This window comes from Pararhodobacter marinus, assembly GCF_003122215.1.
GTDB classification, from domain to species: Bacteria; Pseudomonadota; Alphaproteobacteria; order Rhodobacterales; family Rhodobacteraceae; genus Pararhodobacter; species Pararhodobacter marinus.
Map to the genome: position 1 here is coordinate 247,734 of NZ_QEYD01000001.1, position 16,640 is coordinate 264,373.

19 protein-coding genes and 1 tRNA gene are annotated in these 16,640 nt (G+C 66.3%); 14 read left to right on the forward strand and 6 right to left on the reverse strand.

What is annotated here, in order from left to right:
- Positions 1 to 38 precede the first annotated feature (38 nt).
- Entirely contained in the window at positions 39 to 926 is an 888-nt protein-coding gene (locus C4N9_RS01260) for an NAD-dependent epimerase/dehydratase family protein (RefSeq protein WP_109531472.1), read from the forward strand.
- Between the two features lie 60 nt (positions 927 to 986).
- Positions 987 to 1,172 (forward strand): hypothetical protein, encoded by a 186-nt coding sequence (locus C4N9_RS01265; protein ID WP_109531473.1) that lies wholly within the window; start codon positions 987 to 989, stop codon positions 1,170 to 1,172.
- On the opposite strand, the gene zapE is transcribed toward C4N9_RS01265, so the two are convergent.
- Positions 1,169 to 2,260 (reverse strand): cell division protein ZapE, encoded by a 1,092-nt coding sequence (gene zapE, locus C4N9_RS01270; protein WP_109531474.1) that lies wholly within the window; start codon positions 2,258 to 2,260, stop codon positions 1,169 to 1,171. The genes C4N9_RS01265 and zapE overlap by 4 nt on opposite strands.
- Before the next feature lie 170 nt (positions 2,261 to 2,430).
- Here zapE and sseA point away from each other — a divergent pair, with 170 nt between their 5' ends.
- Genes sseA through C4N9_RS01285 form a run of 3 tightly spaced genes read left to right on the forward strand, consistent with a single transcriptional unit; the run spans position 2,431 to position 5,045 of the window.
- Entirely contained in the window at positions 2,431 to 3,282 is an 852-nt protein-coding gene (sseA, locus tag C4N9_RS01275; RefSeq protein WP_109531475.1) for a 3-mercaptopyruvate sulfurtransferase, read from the forward strand.
- Position 3,283: 1 nt separating this feature from the next.
- The gene (locus C4N9_RS01280) at positions 3,284 to 3,850 is read left to right on the forward strand and encodes a GNAT family N-acetyltransferase (protein ID WP_109531476.1); all 567 of its coding nucleotides are present in this window, start codon (positions 3,284 to 3,286) and stop codon (positions 3,848 to 3,850) included.
- Between the two features lie 16 nt (positions 3,851 to 3,866).
- Positions 3,867 to 5,045 carry an amino acid aminotransferase gene (locus tag C4N9_RS01285; RefSeq protein ID WP_109531477.1) on the forward strand — a complete coding sequence of 393 codons (1,179 nt, stop codon included), beginning with the start codon at positions 3,867 to 3,869 and terminating at the stop codon, positions 5,043 to 5,045.
- Positions 5,046 to 5,108: 63 nt separating this feature from the next.
- Here C4N9_RS01285 and C4N9_RS01290 read toward each other — a convergent pair whose 3' ends face one another.
- Positions 5,109 to 5,750 carry a ChrR family anti-sigma-E factor gene (locus C4N9_RS01290; RefSeq protein WP_109531478.1) on the reverse strand — a complete coding sequence of 214 codons (642 nt, stop codon included), beginning with the start codon at positions 5,748 to 5,750 and terminating at the stop codon, positions 5,109 to 5,111.
- Between the two features lie 12 nt (positions 5,751 to 5,762).
- On the reverse strand, positions 5,763 to 6,269 hold the full coding sequence (locus C4N9_RS01295; RefSeq protein WP_168192096.1) for a sigma-70 family RNA polymerase sigma factor: 507 nt from the start codon (positions 6,267 to 6,269) through the stop codon (positions 5,763 to 5,765).
- Positions 6,270 to 6,574: 305 nt separating this feature from the next.
- Between C4N9_RS01295 and C4N9_RS01300 the strand changes: the two genes are divergently transcribed.
- The 5 genes from C4N9_RS01300 to C4N9_RS01320 all read left to right on the forward strand — a co-directional run bounded on the left by C4N9_RS01300 (position 6,575) and on the right by C4N9_RS01320 (position 10,287).
- Entirely contained in the window at positions 6,575 to 7,867 is a 1,293-nt protein-coding gene (locus C4N9_RS01300; RefSeq protein ID WP_109531480.1) for an NAD(P)/FAD-dependent oxidoreductase, read from the forward strand.
- Positions 7,864 to 8,619 (forward strand): DUF1365 domain-containing protein, encoded by a 756-nt coding sequence (locus tag C4N9_RS01305; protein WP_109531481.1) that lies wholly within the window; start codon positions 7,864 to 7,866, stop codon positions 8,617 to 8,619. Before C4N9_RS01300 ends, C4N9_RS01305 begins: the two co-directional genes overlap by 4 nt.
- Positions 8,616 to 9,167 carry a DUF3833 domain-containing protein gene (locus C4N9_RS01310; RefSeq protein ID WP_109531482.1) on the forward strand — a complete coding sequence of 184 codons (552 nt, stop codon included), beginning with the start codon at positions 8,616 to 8,618 and terminating at the stop codon, positions 9,165 to 9,167. Before C4N9_RS01305 ends, C4N9_RS01310 begins: the two co-directional genes overlap by 4 nt.
- The gene (locus C4N9_RS01315; RefSeq protein ID WP_109531483.1) at positions 9,164 to 9,895 is read left to right on the forward strand and encodes an SDR family NAD(P)-dependent oxidoreductase; all 732 of its coding nucleotides are present in this window, start codon (positions 9,164 to 9,166) and stop codon (positions 9,893 to 9,895) included. The genes C4N9_RS01310 and C4N9_RS01315 overlap by 4 nt, the downstream gene beginning before the upstream one ends.
- Positions 9,896 to 9,963: 68 nt before the next feature.
- A complete protein-coding gene (locus C4N9_RS01320; protein ID WP_109531484.1) occupies positions 9,964 to 10,287 on the forward strand; it encodes a DUF3775 domain-containing protein in 324 nt (107 codons plus the stop codon).
- A 48-nt stretch (positions 10,288 to 10,335) separates the two neighbouring features.
- Here the strand turns inward: C4N9_RS01320 and pcaF are convergent, their stop codons facing one another.
- Positions 10,336 to 11,538, reverse strand: a complete 1,203-nt coding sequence (gene pcaF, locus C4N9_RS01325) for a 3-oxoadipyl-CoA thiolase (protein WP_109531485.1) — start codon at positions 11,536 to 11,538, stop codon at positions 10,336 to 10,338.
- 223 nt (positions 11,539 to 11,761) lie between these two features.
- Positions 11,762 to 11,848 (reverse strand) — tRNA-Leu (locus tag C4N9_RS01330).
- 204 nt (positions 11,849 to 12,052) lie between these two features.
- Here C4N9_RS01330 and C4N9_RS01335 point away from each other — a divergent pair.
- Positions 12,053 to 13,039: a complex I NDUFA9 subunit family protein gene (locus C4N9_RS01335; protein WP_109531486.1), complete on the forward strand. Its 987-nt coding sequence runs from the start codon at positions 12,053 to 12,055 to the stop codon at positions 13,037 to 13,039.
- Here C4N9_RS01335 and C4N9_RS01340 read toward each other — a convergent pair.
- Positions 13,030 to 13,833 (reverse strand): undecaprenyl-diphosphate phosphatase, encoded by an 804-nt coding sequence (locus C4N9_RS01340; RefSeq protein WP_109531487.1) that lies wholly within the window; start codon positions 13,831 to 13,833, stop codon positions 13,030 to 13,032. The genes C4N9_RS01335 and C4N9_RS01340 overlap by 10 nt on opposite strands.
- Positions 13,834 to 14,047: 214 nt before the next feature.
- Here C4N9_RS01340 and C4N9_RS01345 point away from each other — a divergent pair, with 214 nt between their 5' ends.
- Genes C4N9_RS01345 through C4N9_RS01355 form a run of 3 tightly spaced genes read left to right on the forward strand, consistent with a single transcriptional unit; the run spans position 14,048 to position 16,631 of the window.
- Positions 14,048 to 15,484: an NAD(P)-dependent oxidoreductase gene (locus tag C4N9_RS01345; RefSeq protein ID WP_109531488.1), complete on the forward strand. Its 1,437-nt coding sequence runs from the start codon at positions 14,048 to 14,050 to the stop codon at positions 15,482 to 15,484.
- Positions 15,484 to 16,188: a hypothetical protein gene (locus C4N9_RS01350; protein ID WP_109531489.1), complete on the forward strand. Its 705-nt coding sequence runs from the start codon at positions 15,484 to 15,486 to the stop codon at positions 16,186 to 16,188. The genes C4N9_RS01345 and C4N9_RS01350 overlap by 1 nt, the downstream gene beginning before the upstream one ends.
- On the forward strand, positions 16,185 to 16,631 hold the full coding sequence (locus C4N9_RS01355; protein WP_342748759.1) for a GFA family protein: 447 nt from the start codon (positions 16,185 to 16,187) through the stop codon (positions 16,629 to 16,631). The genes C4N9_RS01350 and C4N9_RS01355 overlap by 4 nt, the downstream gene beginning before the upstream one ends.
- Positions 16,632 to 16,640 lie beyond the last annotated feature (9 nt).

Here is a 16,640-nt window from a genome sequence, read left to right on the forward strand (position 1 = left end):
TGCCGCGCGTAAATCCAGACCATCGCAAGGAGACATCCATGACACAGACAGCTCTTATCCTCGGCGCGAATGGCAAGGTCGGCGGCCATGTCGCGCGGGCGTTTCGCGCGGCGGGCTGGGCCATCCGCCCTTATCAGCGCGGCACCGACATGACCCGGGCCGCGCAGGGATGCGACGTGATCTTCAACGGTCTCAACCCGCCGAATTACCACGACTGGGCGAACATCCTGCCCGCCATCACCACGCAGGTTCTGGACGCGGCGAAGGCATCGGGCGCGGCGGTGCTGTTTCCCGGCAATGTCTATGTCTACGGCACCCGGCCCGGCCCATGGGACGACACGACACCGCACGTTCCCGTCACGCGCAAGGGCCGCATCCGGGCCGAGGTCGAAGCGCGCTACCGCGCCGCCGCCGACGCGGGCGTGCAGACGATCCTTCTGCGCGCGGGCGACTTCATCGATCCCGACAGCGATCAGGACCTGATGGGCATCGTTTTCCTCAAGAAGCTGCACAAGGGCATCGTCACCACCATGGGCGATCCCGATGCCGATCATGCCTATGCCTACCTGCCCGATCTGGCGCGCGCGATGGTCATGCTGGCCGAAAAACGCGCCGCGTTGCCCGCCTTCAGCGATACCCCATTCCCGGGCCACACCTTCACGATCCGCGAATTGACCGCGTCGCTGTCTCAGATGACCGGCCGCCCGCTGAGCATCCGGCGCTTTCCGTGGTGGGCGTTGCGGCTGGGCGGCCCGTTCTGGGAACTGGCGCGGGAAATGACCGAGATGCGCTATCTCTACGACCTGCCGCACAGGCTTTCGGACGGCCCGCTTTCGCAACGGCTGCCGGAGTTTCGCGCCACCCCGCTCGGCGAAGTCCTGCAGACCGTGCTGGCGCGGAACACGCGTTTCGCAACCGCAGCGTGACTTGAGCGCCCCGCTGCGCTACCGTGTCAGGCCAAGTCCTATCGAAACGAGGAGGCTACGATGTCCAAGCATCCGCTGGATCACGACCACGGCCCGTCGAAAGGCCGGCTCGAGAAATTCACCGCCGCCGAGAAAGCAGAAATGCCCAGCGCCGCCACCCGCGAGCTGCAGAAACGCGAACGCACCAAGGGCGAGGCAAAGCTCAGGGCCTATACCAGGATCGAGAAGGGGGGCGTTTCGGGTTAACCCTCGGACCCGTCCGCGCTCCAGTCAGCCGCCTGCATCTCGCGCAGGCGGCTGGCCGTGCGCTCGAATTCGAAGGAACCTGCGCCTTCGGCATACAGGCTCTCGGGCTCATCCGCGGCCGAGGCGATCAGGCGGACCCTGGCCTCGTACAGGGCGTCGATCAGCGTGACGAAGCGCTTCGCCTCGTTGTAATTCGACGCCGACAGGCGCGGAATGTCTTCAAGGATCAGCACCCGCACCCGTTCGGCCAGCGCCAGGTAATCCGCCGGCCCCAGCGGCCTGGCGCACAGATCCCAGAACGACGCGCGTGCCACGCCATTGTGGTGGTGCGGCACCTCGACCCGGCGCCCCTGCACTTCCAGCACCAGAGGCGTCCCGCCGGCATGGCCGGTCAATTCGTCCCACAGATTGTTGATCGCCGCCCGCGCCTCCGCCCCGGCGGGCGAAAAGAACACTTTCTGGCCGCTCAGCCGGTGCTGCCGGTAATCGGTTTCGCTCTCCATCTCGATCACGTCCATCTTCTGGCGGATCAGGTCGATGAAGGGCACGAACAGAGCGCGATTGAGCCCGTTCTTGTACAGATCCTCGGGGACCCTGTTCGAGGTCGTCACGATCACGACGCCCGCATCGAACAGCATCTGGAACAGGCGTCCGACGATCATCGCATCGGTGATGTCGGTGATCTGCATCTCGTCGAAGGCCAGCAGGCGAACGTCGTCGGCAACCTTGCGGCCCACGGGGGCCAGCGCATCGTCGACGCCTGTCTTGCGCGCCTCGTGCATGCCGTGATGCACTTCCTGCATGAAGGCGTGGAAATGGACGCGCCGCTTTTCGGGAATATCGACCGATTTTTCGAACAGGTCCATCAGCATCGACTTGCCGCGCCCGACGCCTCCCCACAGGTAGAGCCCCTTGTAGCCATCAGGCGCCTTCTTGAAGAAACCGCCCAGCAGGCCCTTCTTCACCGGCTGCTCCAGGAAAGCGCGCCGTTCCTCCAGCGCCGGCAGGATGGCCCGCTGCGCCGCGTCGGGACGGATGTCGCCCGCGGCAACCTTGGCATCGTAGAGTTCGGTCAATGTCTGTCGCATCCCGCTGACTTAGCGCGCCACCCGGCTCCGCGCCAGCGCCTCGCTGCATTCCGCCTTCCTTGTTTCGTTCCGGTTTTCCCCGGGGCGCCCCGCCGATCTCCCGTATCTGGCCTTGCCCTTACCGGGGTGCATTCGGTAACGGTGTTGCGTAGCTGAACAGGGAGCGAGAGATGGCGAGTGACGACCCGCGGACGCTGGTGTCCACCGACTGGCTGGCAGCGCATCTGAACGACCCGGATCTGCGCATCCTCGATGCCTCGTGGCACATGCCCGGCTCGGATCGCGATTCGAAGGCCGAGTATCAGGCCGCGCATATCCCGGGCGCCCGGTTCTTCGATATCGACGAGATCAGCGACCAGCGCAGCGCCCTGCCGCACATGGCCCCCCCGCCCGAGAAATTCATCTCGCGGATGCGGGCGATGGGCGTCGGCGACGGGCATCAGGTCGTGGTCTATGACAGCGTGGGCATCTTCTCGGCCCCGCGCGTGTGGTGGACCTTCAAGCTGATGGGCAAGATGGATGTTGCGGTGCTGGACGGCGGGATGCCGAAATGGCTGCGCGAGAACCGCGAGACCGAGGATCTGCCGCCCGTCGTGCGCGACCGCCACATCACCACCCAGCGCCAGGCGCATATGGTCAAGGATGTGAGCCAGGTGGCCTCGGCCTCGAAGCTGGGCGACTGGCAGATCGTCGATGCGCGCGGCGAAGCGCGCTTCAAGGGCGAGGTCGAAGAACCCCGTCCGGGCCTGCGCTCGGGCCATATTCCGGGGGCGAAGAACACGCCTTTCGGCAACCTGCTGAACGAAGACGGCACGATGAAGGACGAAGCGGGCCTGCGCGCCGCCTTCGAGGCCTCGGGGGTCGACCTGTCGAAGCCGATCATCACCTCCTGCGGTTCGGGCGTGACCGCCGCGATCCTGTCGCTGGCGCTGGAACGGCTGGGCCACCCGCAACACGCGCTCTACGACGGATCGTGGAGCGAATGGGGCATGTATCCCGACCTGAAGGTCGAGAAGGGCTGACATGACGCTCTACAAGGCTGGCGAAACCGTCGAGTACCGGGTCACCTGGCTGGAAATGACGCGGCGGCCGGGCTATGGCTGGCCATCGCTGCCGGTGGGGCGCGACGTGATCCTGACCCATGCCGACACGCCTCCGGCCTGGTGGTTCCTGGCGCTTTATAACGCGGTCGGGCGCGATTACGCCTGGACCGACAAGCACGCGATGGACGACGCGGCGATTGCCGACTGGATCCAGCATGCCGATGTGTCGCTGTACACGCTGATGGGCAAAGGCTGGCCGCAGGGCTTCTTCATGCTCGACTGGCGCGAGACGGGAACCTGCGATCTGGCCTATTTCGGGCTGGTGCCCGAAGCGGTCGGGATGGGGCTGGGAAGCTGGCTGCTGAAAACCGCGATTCTGACGGGCTGGGAGCGCGCGGGCACGACCCGCATGACCGTCAATACCTGCACGCTCGATCACCCGCGCGCGCTGGCGCAGTACCAGCGCATGGGCTTTTCGCCGCTGAAGACCGAAGTGCATTCCCGGACCTTGGCGCAGGATTTCACCGCCAAGCAACCCCTGACCTGAAAGAAGAGAGAACGCCATGTTCCAGAGCCTGCCCGCCCCGGCTGCCGATCCGATCCTGAAGGTCATGACGATGTATCGCGAGGACGCGCGCGAGCAGAAGGTCGATCTGGGTCTGGGTGTCTACAAGGATGCCAGCGGCAACACCCCGGTGATGCGCGCGGTCAAACTGGCCGAAGAACAGCTTGTCGCGCAACAGGACACCAAGAGCTACACCACGCTTGCCGGCGATCCCGCGCATTCCAAAGCGGTCGCCAAGCTGGTTTTGGGCGACACGGTCCCCGCCGCGCGGCTGGCCGGAAGCTCGTCCACGGGCGGCACCGGCGGGGTGCGGCAGGGGCTCGAGCTGATCCGTCAGGCGAACCCCGAGGCGACGGTGTGGATCTCGACGCCCACCTGGCCCAACCACTTCGCGCTGACCAAGGCGGCGGGGCTGAAATTCCAGACCTACCGCTATTACGACGCGGAAAGCGGCAGCCTGAACCGCGCGGGCATGTGGGAAGACCTGAACGGCGCGAAAGAGGGCGACGTGGTCATGCTGCATGGCTGCTGCCACAACCCGACCGGCGCCGATCTGGGCACGGATGACTGGGCGCAGATGGCCCAGTTCTGCAAATCCAAGGGCGTCATGCCCTTCATCGACATCGCCTATCAGGGCTTCGGCGACGGGCTGGACGAGGACGCCGCCGGTCTGCGCCTGCTGGCCGGGCAGATGGAGCGGATGATCGTCGTCGCCTCGGCCTCGAAGAATTTCGGGCTGTACCGCGACCGCGCCGGCTGCTGTCTGGTCATCAGCCCCGAGGCCGAGCGTGCCGCCGTGCAGGGCACGCTGGAGACGATCAAGCGGCAGGCCATCAGCTTCCCGCCCGATCACGGCGCGCGGCTGGTGACGATGATCCTGGACGACGACGCCCTGCGCGCAACCTGGGAACACGAACTGGCCGAGATGCGCGACCGCATGAACGCGCTGCGCCGCCAGCTGGCCGATGCCCTGCGCCGCGAATGCGGGTCGGACCGTTTCGGCTTTCTGGCAGATCAGCGAGGGATGTTCTCGGTCCTTGGCGGGGACGACGCGCAGATCGACCGCCTGCACAAGGAATTCGGCGTCTATGTCGTCGGCGGCGGACGGCTGAACATGGCGGGCCTGACCGAAGAGTCGATCCCCCATGTCGCCCGGGCCATCGCCACGGTGCTCTGACACGGCCGCAAAGCAGAACGGGGGCGATCACCGCCCCCGTTCGCGAACCGGCAACAGGCCGGGTCAGATCTTCAGGAACGGCTGCAGCAGGCGCGGGATCAGCCCGTTGAACCGCAACGGCGCATCGGTCACGGCCAGGCAGATGCACGGCGCCCCCGGTTCGGCGACCGGCGTATGCTCGAGCGCTTCATCGGCGATTTCGACATCGCCCCGTGCGAAGTGATCGGTTTCGTCGCGGAACGCCCCCTGCAGCACCAGCGTCAGCTCGGTGCCATGGTGACCGTGATCGGGAACAGCGGTGCCGGGCGGGATGTAGAGCAGCCGCGCGCTGCTGTCCGGACCCTGCGTCAGGATCGCCTGCCGCACCCCGCCGCCCACGCTGCGCCACGCCACCGCGTCGCTGTCGCCGCCGACATACTCCTGCAAGGGCGTCGGAAAAATGCCGGTCGAAGCCCGGCGCGGCGCGGGACGCTCGGGCGCATCGGCGCCGATCCGCTCCAGCACCGCCGCCAACGCGCCGCCCGCCATCGCCACCGCGCCGCTGTCTTCCAGAAGCGCGCCGCCGACCGCGTCCTGCGCCTGCAGCCGCGCGCGGCATTCGTCGCACATCGACACATGCGTGGCGACGAGCAGGTTGAACGCCTCGGGCAGGATTCCGGCGGAATAGCCGGTCAGCAGGGCGTCAGAGAGGTGATGACGGATCATCTGTTGGTGTCCTCAGCTCATATGCTGGCGCAGTTTTTCCAGCGCCAGCCGGATACGCGACTTGATCGTCCCGAGCGGAAGCCCGGTTGCGGTGGCGATCTGGGAATGGCTCAGATCACCGAAATAGGCCCGCTCGATCAGCGCGCGTTGGTCTTCGGGCAGCCGGGCGAGAGCCTCGCCCAGCCGTTCTGTCTCTTGTTGCAGGACCAGCGAATCAAGCTGATCGGGTTCGGGTTCCGGGCCCCAGGGAAGGTCCTCGGGCTCGGGGCGGCGGTCGCGCCGCAACAGGTCGATGCGGCGATTGCGGGCGATCGTGAAGATCCACGTCGCGACCGAGGCGCGGGCCGGATCGAACATCCGCGCCTTGCGCCAGACCGTGGCCATCACGTCCTGAACGCAGTCTTCCGCCACGGCGGGCGTTGCGCCCGACTTGATCAGGAAGGCTTTCACCCGGGGCGCGAAATGCGTGAACAGGGCCGCAAACGCCGCTTTGTCTGCATCGCGCGCCACCGCGATCATCAAATTGGCATAGCGCAGACTATCGTCGTCGCTGGTCACGTCGCTTGGCCCTCCGCCGGTGAATCGGTTGGACGATGCGCGCCCCACAGGCGGCACCGGCACAGCGATTGTCTTCGGATCCCGGAGTTCTTGCAACATGCGGTCAATACGCTATTCCCGCCGAACCGGATCACCGGCCGCGCGATTTTTTCGCAAGACACGGGACAAGACAGGGGACCGGATCCCTCACCGGACATTTTTTCGGATTTGTTTTCATCCGTTTCCCGTTGCCGCGCGTATCCTGTCCAAACCATCGGGAGTGCAAGATGCCGTTCGAATCCGTTCCAGTACCGCCCAAGCGGATTGCCGTCATCGGTGCCGGGATTTCGGGGATGGCGGCCGCGTGGATGCTGGCGCCGGGCCACCGGGTAACGCTGATCGAAGCCGAGCGGCGGCTGGGCGGCCATGCGCGGACCGTGATCGCGGGGAAATGGGGCGATCAGCCGGTGGATACCGGTTTCATCGTCTTCAACCACGCGAATTATCCCAACCTGACGGCAATGTTTGAAGCGCTGGACGTGCCGACCGCGCCCGCCAAGATGAGTTTCGGCGCCTCGTTCGAAGGCGGCACCTGCGAATACGCGCTGGCCAATCTCGACACGCTGTTTGCAACCCGGCGCAACCTGGCCGATCCGCGCTTCCTGCGCATGGTGCGCGATATCCTGCGCTTCAATTCCCGCGCCGAACATGCGGCGACCGATCAGGACATGAGCATCGGCAACCTGATGGACCGGCTGGGCATGGGCCGCTGGTTCCGCGAGCGCTACATCGCCCCGTTCTCGGGCGCGATCTGGTCAACGCCCACGGACAAGATCATGGATTTCCCGGCCCGGGCGATGGTCGAGTTCTTCCGCAACCATGCGCTGTTGTCGAACAAGGGCCAGCACCAGTGGTATACCGTGCAGGGCGGCTCGATCCAGTATGTCACGCGGCTGGAACGCGACCTTAGGGTCCGGGGCGTGGATATCCGCCTCAACGCGCGGACCGAGGCCGTGCGGCGCCTGCCCGACGGGGTCGAGGTCCGGCTTCAGGGCGGCGAATGGGAAAAATTCGACGACGTGATCTTTGCCACGCATTCCGACACGACCCTGTCGCTGCTCTCGGATGCCAGCGCGACGGAACGCGCCGCCCTGGGCGCGGTGCGCTATCAGGACAACCACGCGGTGCTGCATTGCGACGAAACGCTGATGCCGAAGCGCCGCAAGGTCTGGTCCTCGTGGAGCTATACCGAGCATTCGCCGCAGGACCGCGAGAGGATCAGCCTGACCTACTGGATGAACTCGCTGCAGCCGATCCCGCAGGACGATCCGATGTTCGTCACGCTCAACAGCACACGCGCGGTGCGCGAGGACCGGATCTACGACGAGCATACCTTCCGGCATCCCGTCTACGATATCGCGGCCTTTGCCGCGCAGGACGTGCTGCGCGTGCTGAACGGACGGCGCAACACGTGGTTCTGCGGGGCCTGGATGAAGAACGGCTTCCACGAAGACGGGTTCGCCAGCGCGGTGGACGTCGTCACCAAGATGGGCGCCGGCGCCGAAGCCGAGGCCGCATGAGCGCCGTCGAACATATCGCCGGGCAGACCTTTCACGGGCGCAACGACACCCTGTCGAACCGTTTCTCTTACGGCGTCGATTATGTGCTGGTCGATGCCGAGGCCGCGCAGAGCGCGCCGCGCCTGTTCTCGCGCAACCGCGCCAACCTGATTTCGCTGCACGACCGCGACCATGGCGGCGAACGCGGCGCCGGGCGGGGCGCGGCCTGGGTGCGCACGGTGATGGAAGCCACCGAGGCGCCGCAGATCGGCCGGATCGAGCTTTTGGCCCAGCCACGCGTGCTGGGTCACGTGTTCAACCCGGTCTGCTTCTGGCTGTGCCACGATCTTCAGGGCGCGCTGGTCTGCGTAATCGCCGAGGTTAACAACACCTTCGGCGACCGCCATTCCTATCTGTGCCACAACGACGGCTTTGCCCCGATCGGGCCCGAGGACACGCTGGAAGCGCAGAAGATCTTCCACGTCTCGCCCTTCCAGCCCGTCGAGGGCGGCTATCGCTTCCGCTTCGACATCCGCCCCGATCGGATCGCCATCCGCATCGCCTATGACCATGCGGGGGGCGGGCTGGTTGCCACGCTGACCGGCCCGCGCCGCCGGGCCACGACCGGCAGCCTGCTGCGCGCGATGCTGCGCCGCCCCTTCGGCTCGCGCCGGGTGCTGGCGCTGATTCACTGGCAGGCGCTCAAATTGTGGTGGAAAGGCGCGGTCTACCGCCCCCACCCCCTGCCCCCCGAACAGGAGGTTTCGCGATGACCGAGATCCTGCTGACCCTCGGCGCCCTTGCCGTTCTGACGTTGGTGGCGCGCAATTTCCTGGGCTTCACGGCCCAGCGTCCGGCGCATTACGCAGGCCAGCAGCCGCAATTCGATCTGCGCCGCCACCTCGACGGTCCGCTTCTGTGCGAAGGCGTCATCTACGGCCCGCTGGGACGCGTCAATTCGCGTTTCGTGGCCGACATGCAGGGCCGCTGGGAGGGCAATCGCGGCGTCCTGGACGAGCATTTCCGCTATTCCAGCGGTGAAACGCAGATCCGTCAATGGCGCCTGACGCTGGCCAATGACGGCGAGGTCCGGGCCGAGGCCGACGATCTTGCCGATCCGGGCCGGGGCCGTCAGGAAGGCGCGGCGCTGCAATTGTGCTACCGCATTCGCCTGCCCGAGAAGGCGGGCGGCTGGGTGCTGGACGTGACGGACTGGATGTATCTCACCGAGAACGGCACGATCATCAACCGCAGCCAGTTCCGCAAGTTCGGCATCAAGGTGGCCGAGCTGGTCGCGACGATGCGGAGGGTTCCGGCATGAGCACGCTTGCAGGCCAGACATGGTGGCTGATCGGCGCGTCCGAGGGTTTGGGTCACGCGGTGGCAAAGGCCATGGCGCAGGACGGCGCCGAGCTGATCCTGTCGGCCCGGTCCGAGGATCGCCTGCGCGAGGTCGCGCTGGAAACCGGGGGCCGTCCGCTGACGGTGGATGTGTCAGACCCCGACTCGGTCGCGCAAGCGGCCGAGCAGGCGGGCGAGATCGACGGGCTGATCTACCTGGCGGGGGCCTATTGGCCGCTCAGGGCGCAGGAATGGGACAGCGGCAAGATCGAGACGATGATCGACGTGAACCTGACGGGCGCGGTGCGGGTGCTGGGCCATGTCCTGCCCGCGATGATCGCGCGCGACCGGGGGCGGATCGTTCTGACCGGGTCGCTGGCCGGGTTCCGGGGCCTGCCCGGCAGCCTGGGCTACGGGCAGTCCAAGGCCGGGCTGATGAACCTTGCGCAGGGCCTGCAGGCCGATCTGCAGGGCACCGGCGTGGCGGTGCAACTGGTCAATCCGGGCTTCATCAAGACCCGGCTGACCGACAAGAACGATTTCTCGATGCCGTTCCTCATGCAGCCCGAGGAAGCCGCCGGGCACGTCGTGAAGGCGATCCGCAGCGGCAAACCGGCGACCTCGTTTCCCGCGCTGTTCTCGTGGCTGTTCCGCGCCGGGCGGAACCTGCCCACCGGGATGTGGAACCGGATCTTCGCGCGCGGCTGAACGCCGCCGGCTCCCCTTGCACCGATGGGCGTTCAAGGCGATGCTGATCCACAACGCAGGAGATTCCGATGACGCCCGAGATCAGCATCAAGAAAGTGGTGCATATCATCTTTCAGGCCCGTGAAACGGGCCGGACCGCCGAACTGCACGCCTTCATCGAGGCGCTCAACGAAGACGAAAAGGCCAATCTGGTCGCCGTCGCCTGGGTCGGGCGCGGCGCCTTCGAGCCCGAGGATTTCGACGAGGCACTGAAGACCGCCTATGCCGAGGCGACGGCGCCCACCGCCGATTACCTGATGGGCATGCCGCACCTGTCCGAGAACCTCGAATCCGGGCTGGAAGCGCTGGAAATCGACGTGACCGAGGCGGAAGAGGATTTCTACGACCGCTGATCCGCAACGGGCGAAACGGCGCAGCCGGGAAGGCTGCGCCCGCAGAATTCAGACGCGCTCGAGCGCGATGGCAATGCCCTGCCCCACGCCGATGCACATGGTGCACAACGCGCGCGTCCCACCGTTGAGCTGCATCTCCAGCGCGGCGGTGCCGGTGATCCGGGCCCCCGACATGCCCAGCGGATGACCCAGCGCGATGGCGCCGCCATTGGGGTTCACGCGCGGGTCGTCATCGGCGATGCCAAGCTGGCGCAACGTGGCCAGCCCCTGCGAGGCGAAAGCCTCGTTCAGCTCGATCACGTCGAAATCCGCCGGCGTCAGCCCCAGCCGCGCCATCAGCTTCTGCGAGGCGGGCGCCGGACCGATCCCCATCACGCGCGGCGGCACCCCGGCGGTCGCGCCGCCCAGGATGCGGGCGATGGGCGTCAGGCCATGGGCCTTGACCGCCGCCTCGGACGCCACGATCAGTGCCGCCGCCCCGTCATTGACGCCCGAGGCATTGCCCGCCGTCACCGTACCGTCAGCCGTCACGATGGGCCGCAGACGCGCCAGATCCTCCAGCGTGGTCGAGGCGCGCGGATGCTCGTCGGTATCGACAAGGGTGGTGGCCTTGCGGCTTTTCACCTCGACCGGCGTGATCTCTTTCGCCAGACGCCCGTTTGCCTGCGCTGCGGCGGCCTTCTGCTGGCTGCGCAGGGCGAAAGCGTCCTGATCGGCGCGCGCGACGCCGTGGTCGACGGCGACATTCTCGGCCGTTTCGGGCATCGAATCGACGCCGTATTGCGCCTTCATCAGCGGGTTGACGAAGCGCCAGCCGATGGTCGTGTCGTAAACCGCGTTGTTGCGCGAGAAGGCGCTGTCGGCCTTGGGCATGACGAAGGGCGCGCGCGACATGCTTTCGACGCCGCCCGCGATCATCAGATCGGCCTCGCCCGCCCTGATCGCGCGGGCGGCGGCCAGGATCGCGTCCATCCCCGAGCCGCACAGGCGGTTGATCGTGGTGCCCGAGGCCTCGACCGGCAGGCCGGCCAGCAGCGCGGCCATGCGCGCGACGTTGCGGTTATCCTCGCCGGCCTGGTTGGCGCAGCCATAGATCACGTCATCGACCGCCGCCCAGTCGACGCCGGCGTTGCGCTCGATCAGCGCCCGCAGGGGAACCGCGGCCAGGTCATCGGCCCGGACCGAGGACAGGGCGCCGCCGAAACGGCCAATGGGCGTGCGGACATAATCGCAAAGGTAAGCATCGGGCATGGGGGTCTCCGGTTCGGTGGCAGCGTCAGGACGGGTCTGGACGGCGCGGCGCGGGGCCGTCCGTTCCGCGCGCACGCTAAGCGGCGGATGCCGGATCTGCAACGAAATGCGGGACGGGACCGCAGGGCGAGAAGCGCATGGCCCGCCTGTCCCAGGGGCTGCGCGCCGGACAAGAAAAAACCCCGCAAGGCTTTGAACCTTGCGGGGTTTTCATTGTCGCAATTGGTGCCCAGGAGAGGACTCGAACCTCCACTTCCGTACGGAAACTAGCACCTGAAGCTAGCGCGTCTACCAATTCCGCCACCTGGGCCGGTTGCGTGAGCGGCTGATTATCCGTGCCCTCGGGCACTGTCAACGGGGCTCGTGAAAAAATCGCGCGGCGGGGAAAGAAATCTCTCGCCGCATCGCAGCAAGCGCTTAGCCGGTTTCGTGGTTTTAACTTGTCGCGACTGGGGGGCGCAGGTATTCAGCAAGACAACGCTATGGACGCAGCGATCTCTGTACGGAGGGCGAAATGTCGAAACTTGTCACCATCCTGGGCGGTTCGGGCTTTGTCGGGCGCTATGTCGCCCGCCGCATGGCACAGGCGGGTTGGCGCGTTCGCGTCGCCACGCGCCGTCCCAGCGAACATCTCTTCGTGCGGACCTATGGCGTCGTCGGTCAGGTCGAGCCGGTCCTGTGCAACATCCGCGACGATGCCTCGATTCGCGCGGTGCTGCAGGGCGCCGACGCGGTGGTGAACTGCGCGGGCGTGCTGACCGAAAGCGGCAAGAACAGCTTCAGCGCGGTGATGGCCGAAGGTCCGGGGCGCGTCGCGCGGCTGGCCACCGAGGCGGGCGTGGCGCATATGGTGCATATCTCGGCCATCGGCGCCGATGCGCAGGCGGAAAGCGGCTATGCCCGCGCCAAGGCGGCGGGCGAAGCGGCGGTGCTTGACGCCTTCCCCAGCGCGGTGATCCTGCGCCCCTCGGTGATCTTCGGCCCCGAGGACGAGTTCTTCAACCGTTTCGCCGGGATGGTCCGCAGCTCGCCGATCCTGCCGATCACCGCGGGCCAGACGAAGTTCCAGCCGGTCTATGTCGACGATGTGGCCGAAGCCGCCGCCAAGGGCGCGACGGGCGATGCCGCCCCCGGTATCTACGAGCTGGGCGGCCCCGACGTGATGACCTTCCGCGAGCTGATGGCGATGATGCTCGATGACATCCGCCGCAACCGCGTGATCTTCAACATGCCGCGCTGGATGGCGGGGCTGGTGTCGCGTCTGATGGGCGTGGTGCAGTTCCTGACCATCGGCATCGTCAAGAACCCACTGACCCGCGACCAGATCGCCGATCTGCAGCGCGACAACGTGGTGTCGGGCGAGGCGAAGGGCCTGACCGATCTGGGCATCACACCCACGCCGATGGAACTGATCCTGCCGACCTATCTGTGGCGCTTCCGGCCCGCCGGGCAATACGCCGCGATCAAGGAATCGGCGAAGGGCCTGCGCGGTCAGGAATAAGCCAGCCACAACAGGAACACGCCCAGCGCGATCCGGTAGATCACGTAGGGCGTGAAGCTGACGGCGGCGAGGAACCGCATCATCAGCTTCAGCGCGACCAGCGCCGCGACGAAGCTGATCGCCGCGCCGATGGCGCCGTCTATCGCGGCCCGGGCATTCGCGGTCTCGACCAGGTCCAGCGCCGTGATCGCGCCCGAGGCGATGATCGTCGGGATCGACATCAGCATCGACAGCCGCGCGGCGTCGTGACGCTCGAATCCCAGGAACCGCGCGCCGGTGATGGTACTGCCCGAGCGTGACGTGCCCGGAATCAGCGCCACGGCCTGCCACAGGCCAAGGATCATCGCGTCGCGCAGGTTCCAGCCCTCGGCCGCGCGCGTTTCCGGGCCCTTCTTGTCGGCGATATACAGCACGATCCCGAAGCCCAGCATCGCCCAGCCGATGACCGCGACAGACCGCATCGCATCGATCAGGCCGGTGACTTTCAGGATCAGCCCGAACAGGATCACCGGCACCGTGGCGACGGCCAGAAGCCCGGCCAACCGCGCGCCCTCGGTCTCGAACCGGCCGCGAATCATGTCCGGCATGCCGCGCAGCACCGACACCACGTCGTCACGGAAATAGAGCATCACGGCAAACAGCGTGCCCACATGCACGGCGACATCCAGCGCGACGCCCTGGTCCTGCATGCCTGTCAATTGCGGGAACAGGATCAGATGACCCGAGGACGAGATCGGAAGGAACTCGGTAATGCCCTGAATCAACGCCAGAATCAGGATGTGGTAGAGCGGCATTCAGGAAGACTCCGGTCCGTGCGCGCGCACCTTAGCGGCAATGCGCGACAGCTTCATCCGAAAACATATGTAACTCATGCTGACCTATTTTCCGGGAAAAATCCTGCGCTGGCATTGCATGGACAAAAATAAAGTGGATATAGGTCACGCATACTGACTTTTATTGCGCCGCGGTTCAGAGTATCTCTGCGCGACACATCGGGAGGCCGTACCCATGGCAAAACAGCCTATGCTCAAATTCGTGACCACGTCCAAGGAGATGCCGACCAAGCGCACTCCGGACGAACGGCGCGAGGATTTCGCCGAGATCTACCGCGAATACGCGGCCGAAAAGGCGCAGGAGCAAGCCAGCCGCTGCAGCCAGTGCGGCGTCCCTTATTGCCAGTCGCACTGCCCGCTGCACAACAACATCCCCGACTGGCTGATGCTGACGGCGACGGGCCGGCTGCAGGAAGCCTACGAGCTGTCGCAATCGACCAACACCTTCCCCGAGATCTGTGGCCGCATCTGCCCGCAGGACCGCCTGTGCGAAGGCAATTGCGTGATCGAGCAATCGGGTCACGGCACCGTCACCATCGGCGCGGTCGAAAAATACATCACCGACACCGCGTGGGAAAAAGGCTGGGTCAAGGTCGGCGCCCCGCTTGAAGAGCGCGATCAGTCGGTCGCCATCATCGGCGCGGGCCCCGGCGGGCTGGCCGCGGCCGACAACCTGCGCCGCGCGGGCCTGCAGGTCACGGTCTATGACCGTTACGACCGCGCGGGCGGGCTGCTGACCTATGGTATCCCGGGCTTCAAGCTGGAAAAGGACGTGGTCATGCGCCGCGTCGAGCAGCTGGAAGCGGCGGGCGTGCAATTCGTGCTGAACTGCACCGTGGGCGAGGACATCAGCTTCGACGCGATCCGCGGCAAGCATGACGCGGTGCTGATCGCCACCGGCGTCTACAAATCGCGCGACCTTGGCGGCAAGGGCGCGGATCTGAACGGGATCGTCAAGGCGCTGGACTACCTGACGGCGTCGAACCGCAAGAGCTTCGGCGACGAGGTCGAGGATTTCGACTCGGGCCGTCTGGATGCGAAGGGCAAGCGCGTCGTCGTCATCGGCGGCGGCGATACGGCCATGGATTGCGTGCGCACCGCCGTGCGGCAGGGCGCGACCTCGGTCAAGCTGCTCTATCGGCGTGACCGCGACAACATGCCCGGCTCGCAGCGCGAAGTGCAGAATGCCGAGGAAGAAGGCGTCGATTTCGTCTGGCTGACCGCCCCCGCCGGTTTCGAGGGCACGGAGAAAGTCGAAGGCGTCGTCGTGCAGAAAATGCGTCTGGGTGCGCCCGACCTGTCTGGCCGTCGCTCGCCCGAGCTGATCGAAGGCGCCGATTATGTCGAGCCCGCCGATCTGGTGATCAAGGCGCTGGGTTTCGAACCCGAGGAACTGCCCGCGCTATGGGACGTGCCCGAGCTGACCGTGACCCGCTGGGGGACGATCCGTTGCGACCACACCACGCACGCGACCAGCCTGCCGGGCGTCTATGCCGTGGGCGACATCGTGCGCGGGGCCTCGCTGGTGGTCTGGGCGATCCGCGACGGGCGCGAAGCGGCGCAGTCGATCCTGGATTACCTGGCGGCGCCCGCCGCCGTGGCGGCCGAGTGATGGAGGCCCGGCTCCGCCTTCTGGCGGCGACGGCCGCGATGGCGGGCTTTGCGCTGCCGGCTTTCGCGGAGGATTTCGTGCCGCCTGCCGGATGCACGCTGACGATGACCGAGCAGGCGCGCGACTGCACCGTTTCGCAGCATTTCATCTGCGAAAACGCCCCCGGCCATCGCTGGCGGATCAGCTTCGACGGCCAGGGCGCGTTCTATATCAACGAGATCGACGCCGAGGCCCAGTGGCTGCGCGACCGCTCGTTGCCCGATGGTGCGTGGACGATGACGGAGCAACCCGCTGCGGACCCGGCCTCGATCAGCACGCTGTTCGACACCGGCCGCGACGACTGGGCCTTTGTCGAGCGGCGTCCCTCGGGCGAGAGGGTGCGGGTCGAAGGATACGACCGGCTGCTGGGCCAGACCGTCGTGATCGACGGCGAAGAGCTTGAGCGCACGCAATACAGCTTCCGCACGCTGACGATGGACGGCACCGAGCTGAGCGTTTCCTCGGGCGAGGAATACGCCTCGCGCCGGCACAGCCGCTTCTTTGCCGGCCTGCGCACGACCGAGATCGACGGCGAGAGCGTCACCACCGACCGCTCGCCCGTTGCTTTCGTGTTCGAGGGCGAGCCGGGCTTCGGCTCGACCATGCCGCTGCATGGCTGCGGCCAGATGATGAGCGCCCTGACCCGGCCGGAGGATCACGCATGACCGATATGACCCGCACCGGCGGCTGCATGTGCGGCGCCGTCCGTTTCACGGCCAAGCTGACCAAGCTGGAATTCGGCGCCTGCCATTGCGAGATGTGCCGCCGCTGGACCGGCTCGGCGCTTCTGGGCATCACGGTGCCGCAGGCCAATGTCACCTGGCAGGGCACCGAGAATGTAAGCCGGATCCAGTCGTCCGACTGGGCCGAACGCGCCTTCTGCAACAAATGCGGAACGCCGCTTTATTATCACCTGACAGCCGAAGGGCCGATGTCGGCCGATCTGGAACTGCCCATCGGGCTTCTGGACGATGCCGGCGGGCTGACGATGACCAACGAGATCTTCATCGATCAGAAGCCCGACAGTTTCACCTATGCGGGCGAGGGGCGGCACACCATGACGCGCGCCGAAACCTTCGCCAAATACGCCCCCAACGCCAATACCTGAACAGGAGAC

Excerpts from the sequence above, each read along its gene's own strand:
- C4N9_RS01260 (WP_109531472.1), top strand. The coding sequence starts at position 39 with ATGACACAGACAGCTCTTATCCTCGGCGCGAATGGCAAGGTCGGCGGC.
- C4N9_RS01265 (WP_109531473.1), top strand. The coding sequence starts at position 987 with ATGTCCAAGCATCCGCTGGATCACGACCACGGCCCGTCGAAAGGCCGG.
- zapE (WP_109531474.1), bottom strand. The coding sequence starts at position 2,260 with ATGCGACAGACATTGACCGAACTCTACGATGCCAAGGTTGCCGCGGGC.
- sseA (WP_109531475.1), top strand. The coding sequence starts at position 2,431 with ATGGCGAGTGACGACCCGCGGACGCTGGTGTCCACCGACTGGCTGGCA.
- C4N9_RS01280 (WP_109531476.1), top strand. The coding sequence starts at position 3,284 with ATGACGCTCTACAAGGCTGGCGAAACCGTCGAGTACCGGGTCACCTGG.
- C4N9_RS01285 (WP_109531477.1), top strand. The coding sequence starts at position 3,867 with ATGTTCCAGAGCCTGCCCGCCCCGGCTGCCGATCCGATCCTGAAGGTC.
- C4N9_RS01290 (WP_109531478.1), bottom strand. The coding sequence starts at position 5,750 with ATGATCCGTCATCACCTCTCTGACGCCCTGCTGACCGGCTATTCCGCC.
- C4N9_RS01295 (WP_168192096.1), bottom strand. The coding sequence starts at position 6,269 with ATGATCGCGGTGGCGCGCGATGCAGACAAAGCGGCGTTTGCGGCCCTG.
- C4N9_RS01300 (WP_109531480.1), top strand. The coding sequence starts at position 6,575 with ATGCCGTTCGAATCCGTTCCAGTACCGCCCAAGCGGATTGCCGTCATC.
- C4N9_RS01305 (WP_109531481.1), top strand. The coding sequence starts at position 7,864 with ATGAGCGCCGTCGAACATATCGCCGGGCAGACCTTTCACGGGCGCAAC.
- C4N9_RS01310 (WP_109531482.1), top strand. The coding sequence starts at position 8,616 with ATGACCGAGATCCTGCTGACCCTCGGCGCCCTTGCCGTTCTGACGTTG.
- C4N9_RS01315 (WP_109531483.1), top strand. The coding sequence starts at position 9,164 with ATGAGCACGCTTGCAGGCCAGACATGGTGGCTGATCGGCGCGTCCGAG.
- C4N9_RS01320 (WP_109531484.1), top strand. The coding sequence starts at position 9,964 with ATGACGCCCGAGATCAGCATCAAGAAAGTGGTGCATATCATCTTTCAG.
- pcaF (WP_109531485.1), bottom strand. The coding sequence starts at position 11,538 with ATGCCCGATGCTTACCTTTGCGATTATGTCCGCACGCCCATTGGCCGT.
- C4N9_RS01335 (WP_109531486.1), top strand. The coding sequence starts at position 12,053 with ATGTCGAAACTTGTCACCATCCTGGGCGGTTCGGGCTTTGTCGGGCGC.
- C4N9_RS01340 (WP_109531487.1), bottom strand. The coding sequence starts at position 13,833 with ATGCCGCTCTACCACATCCTGATTCTGGCGTTGATTCAGGGCATTACC.
- C4N9_RS01345 (WP_109531488.1), top strand. The coding sequence starts at position 14,048 with ATGGCAAAACAGCCTATGCTCAAATTCGTGACCACGTCCAAGGAGATG.
- C4N9_RS01350 (WP_109531489.1), top strand. The coding sequence starts at position 15,484 with ATGGAGGCCCGGCTCCGCCTTCTGGCGGCGACGGCCGCGATGGCGGGC.
- C4N9_RS01355 (WP_342748759.1), top strand. The coding sequence starts at position 16,185 with ATGACCGATATGACCCGCACCGGCGGCTGCATGTGCGGCGCCGTCCGT.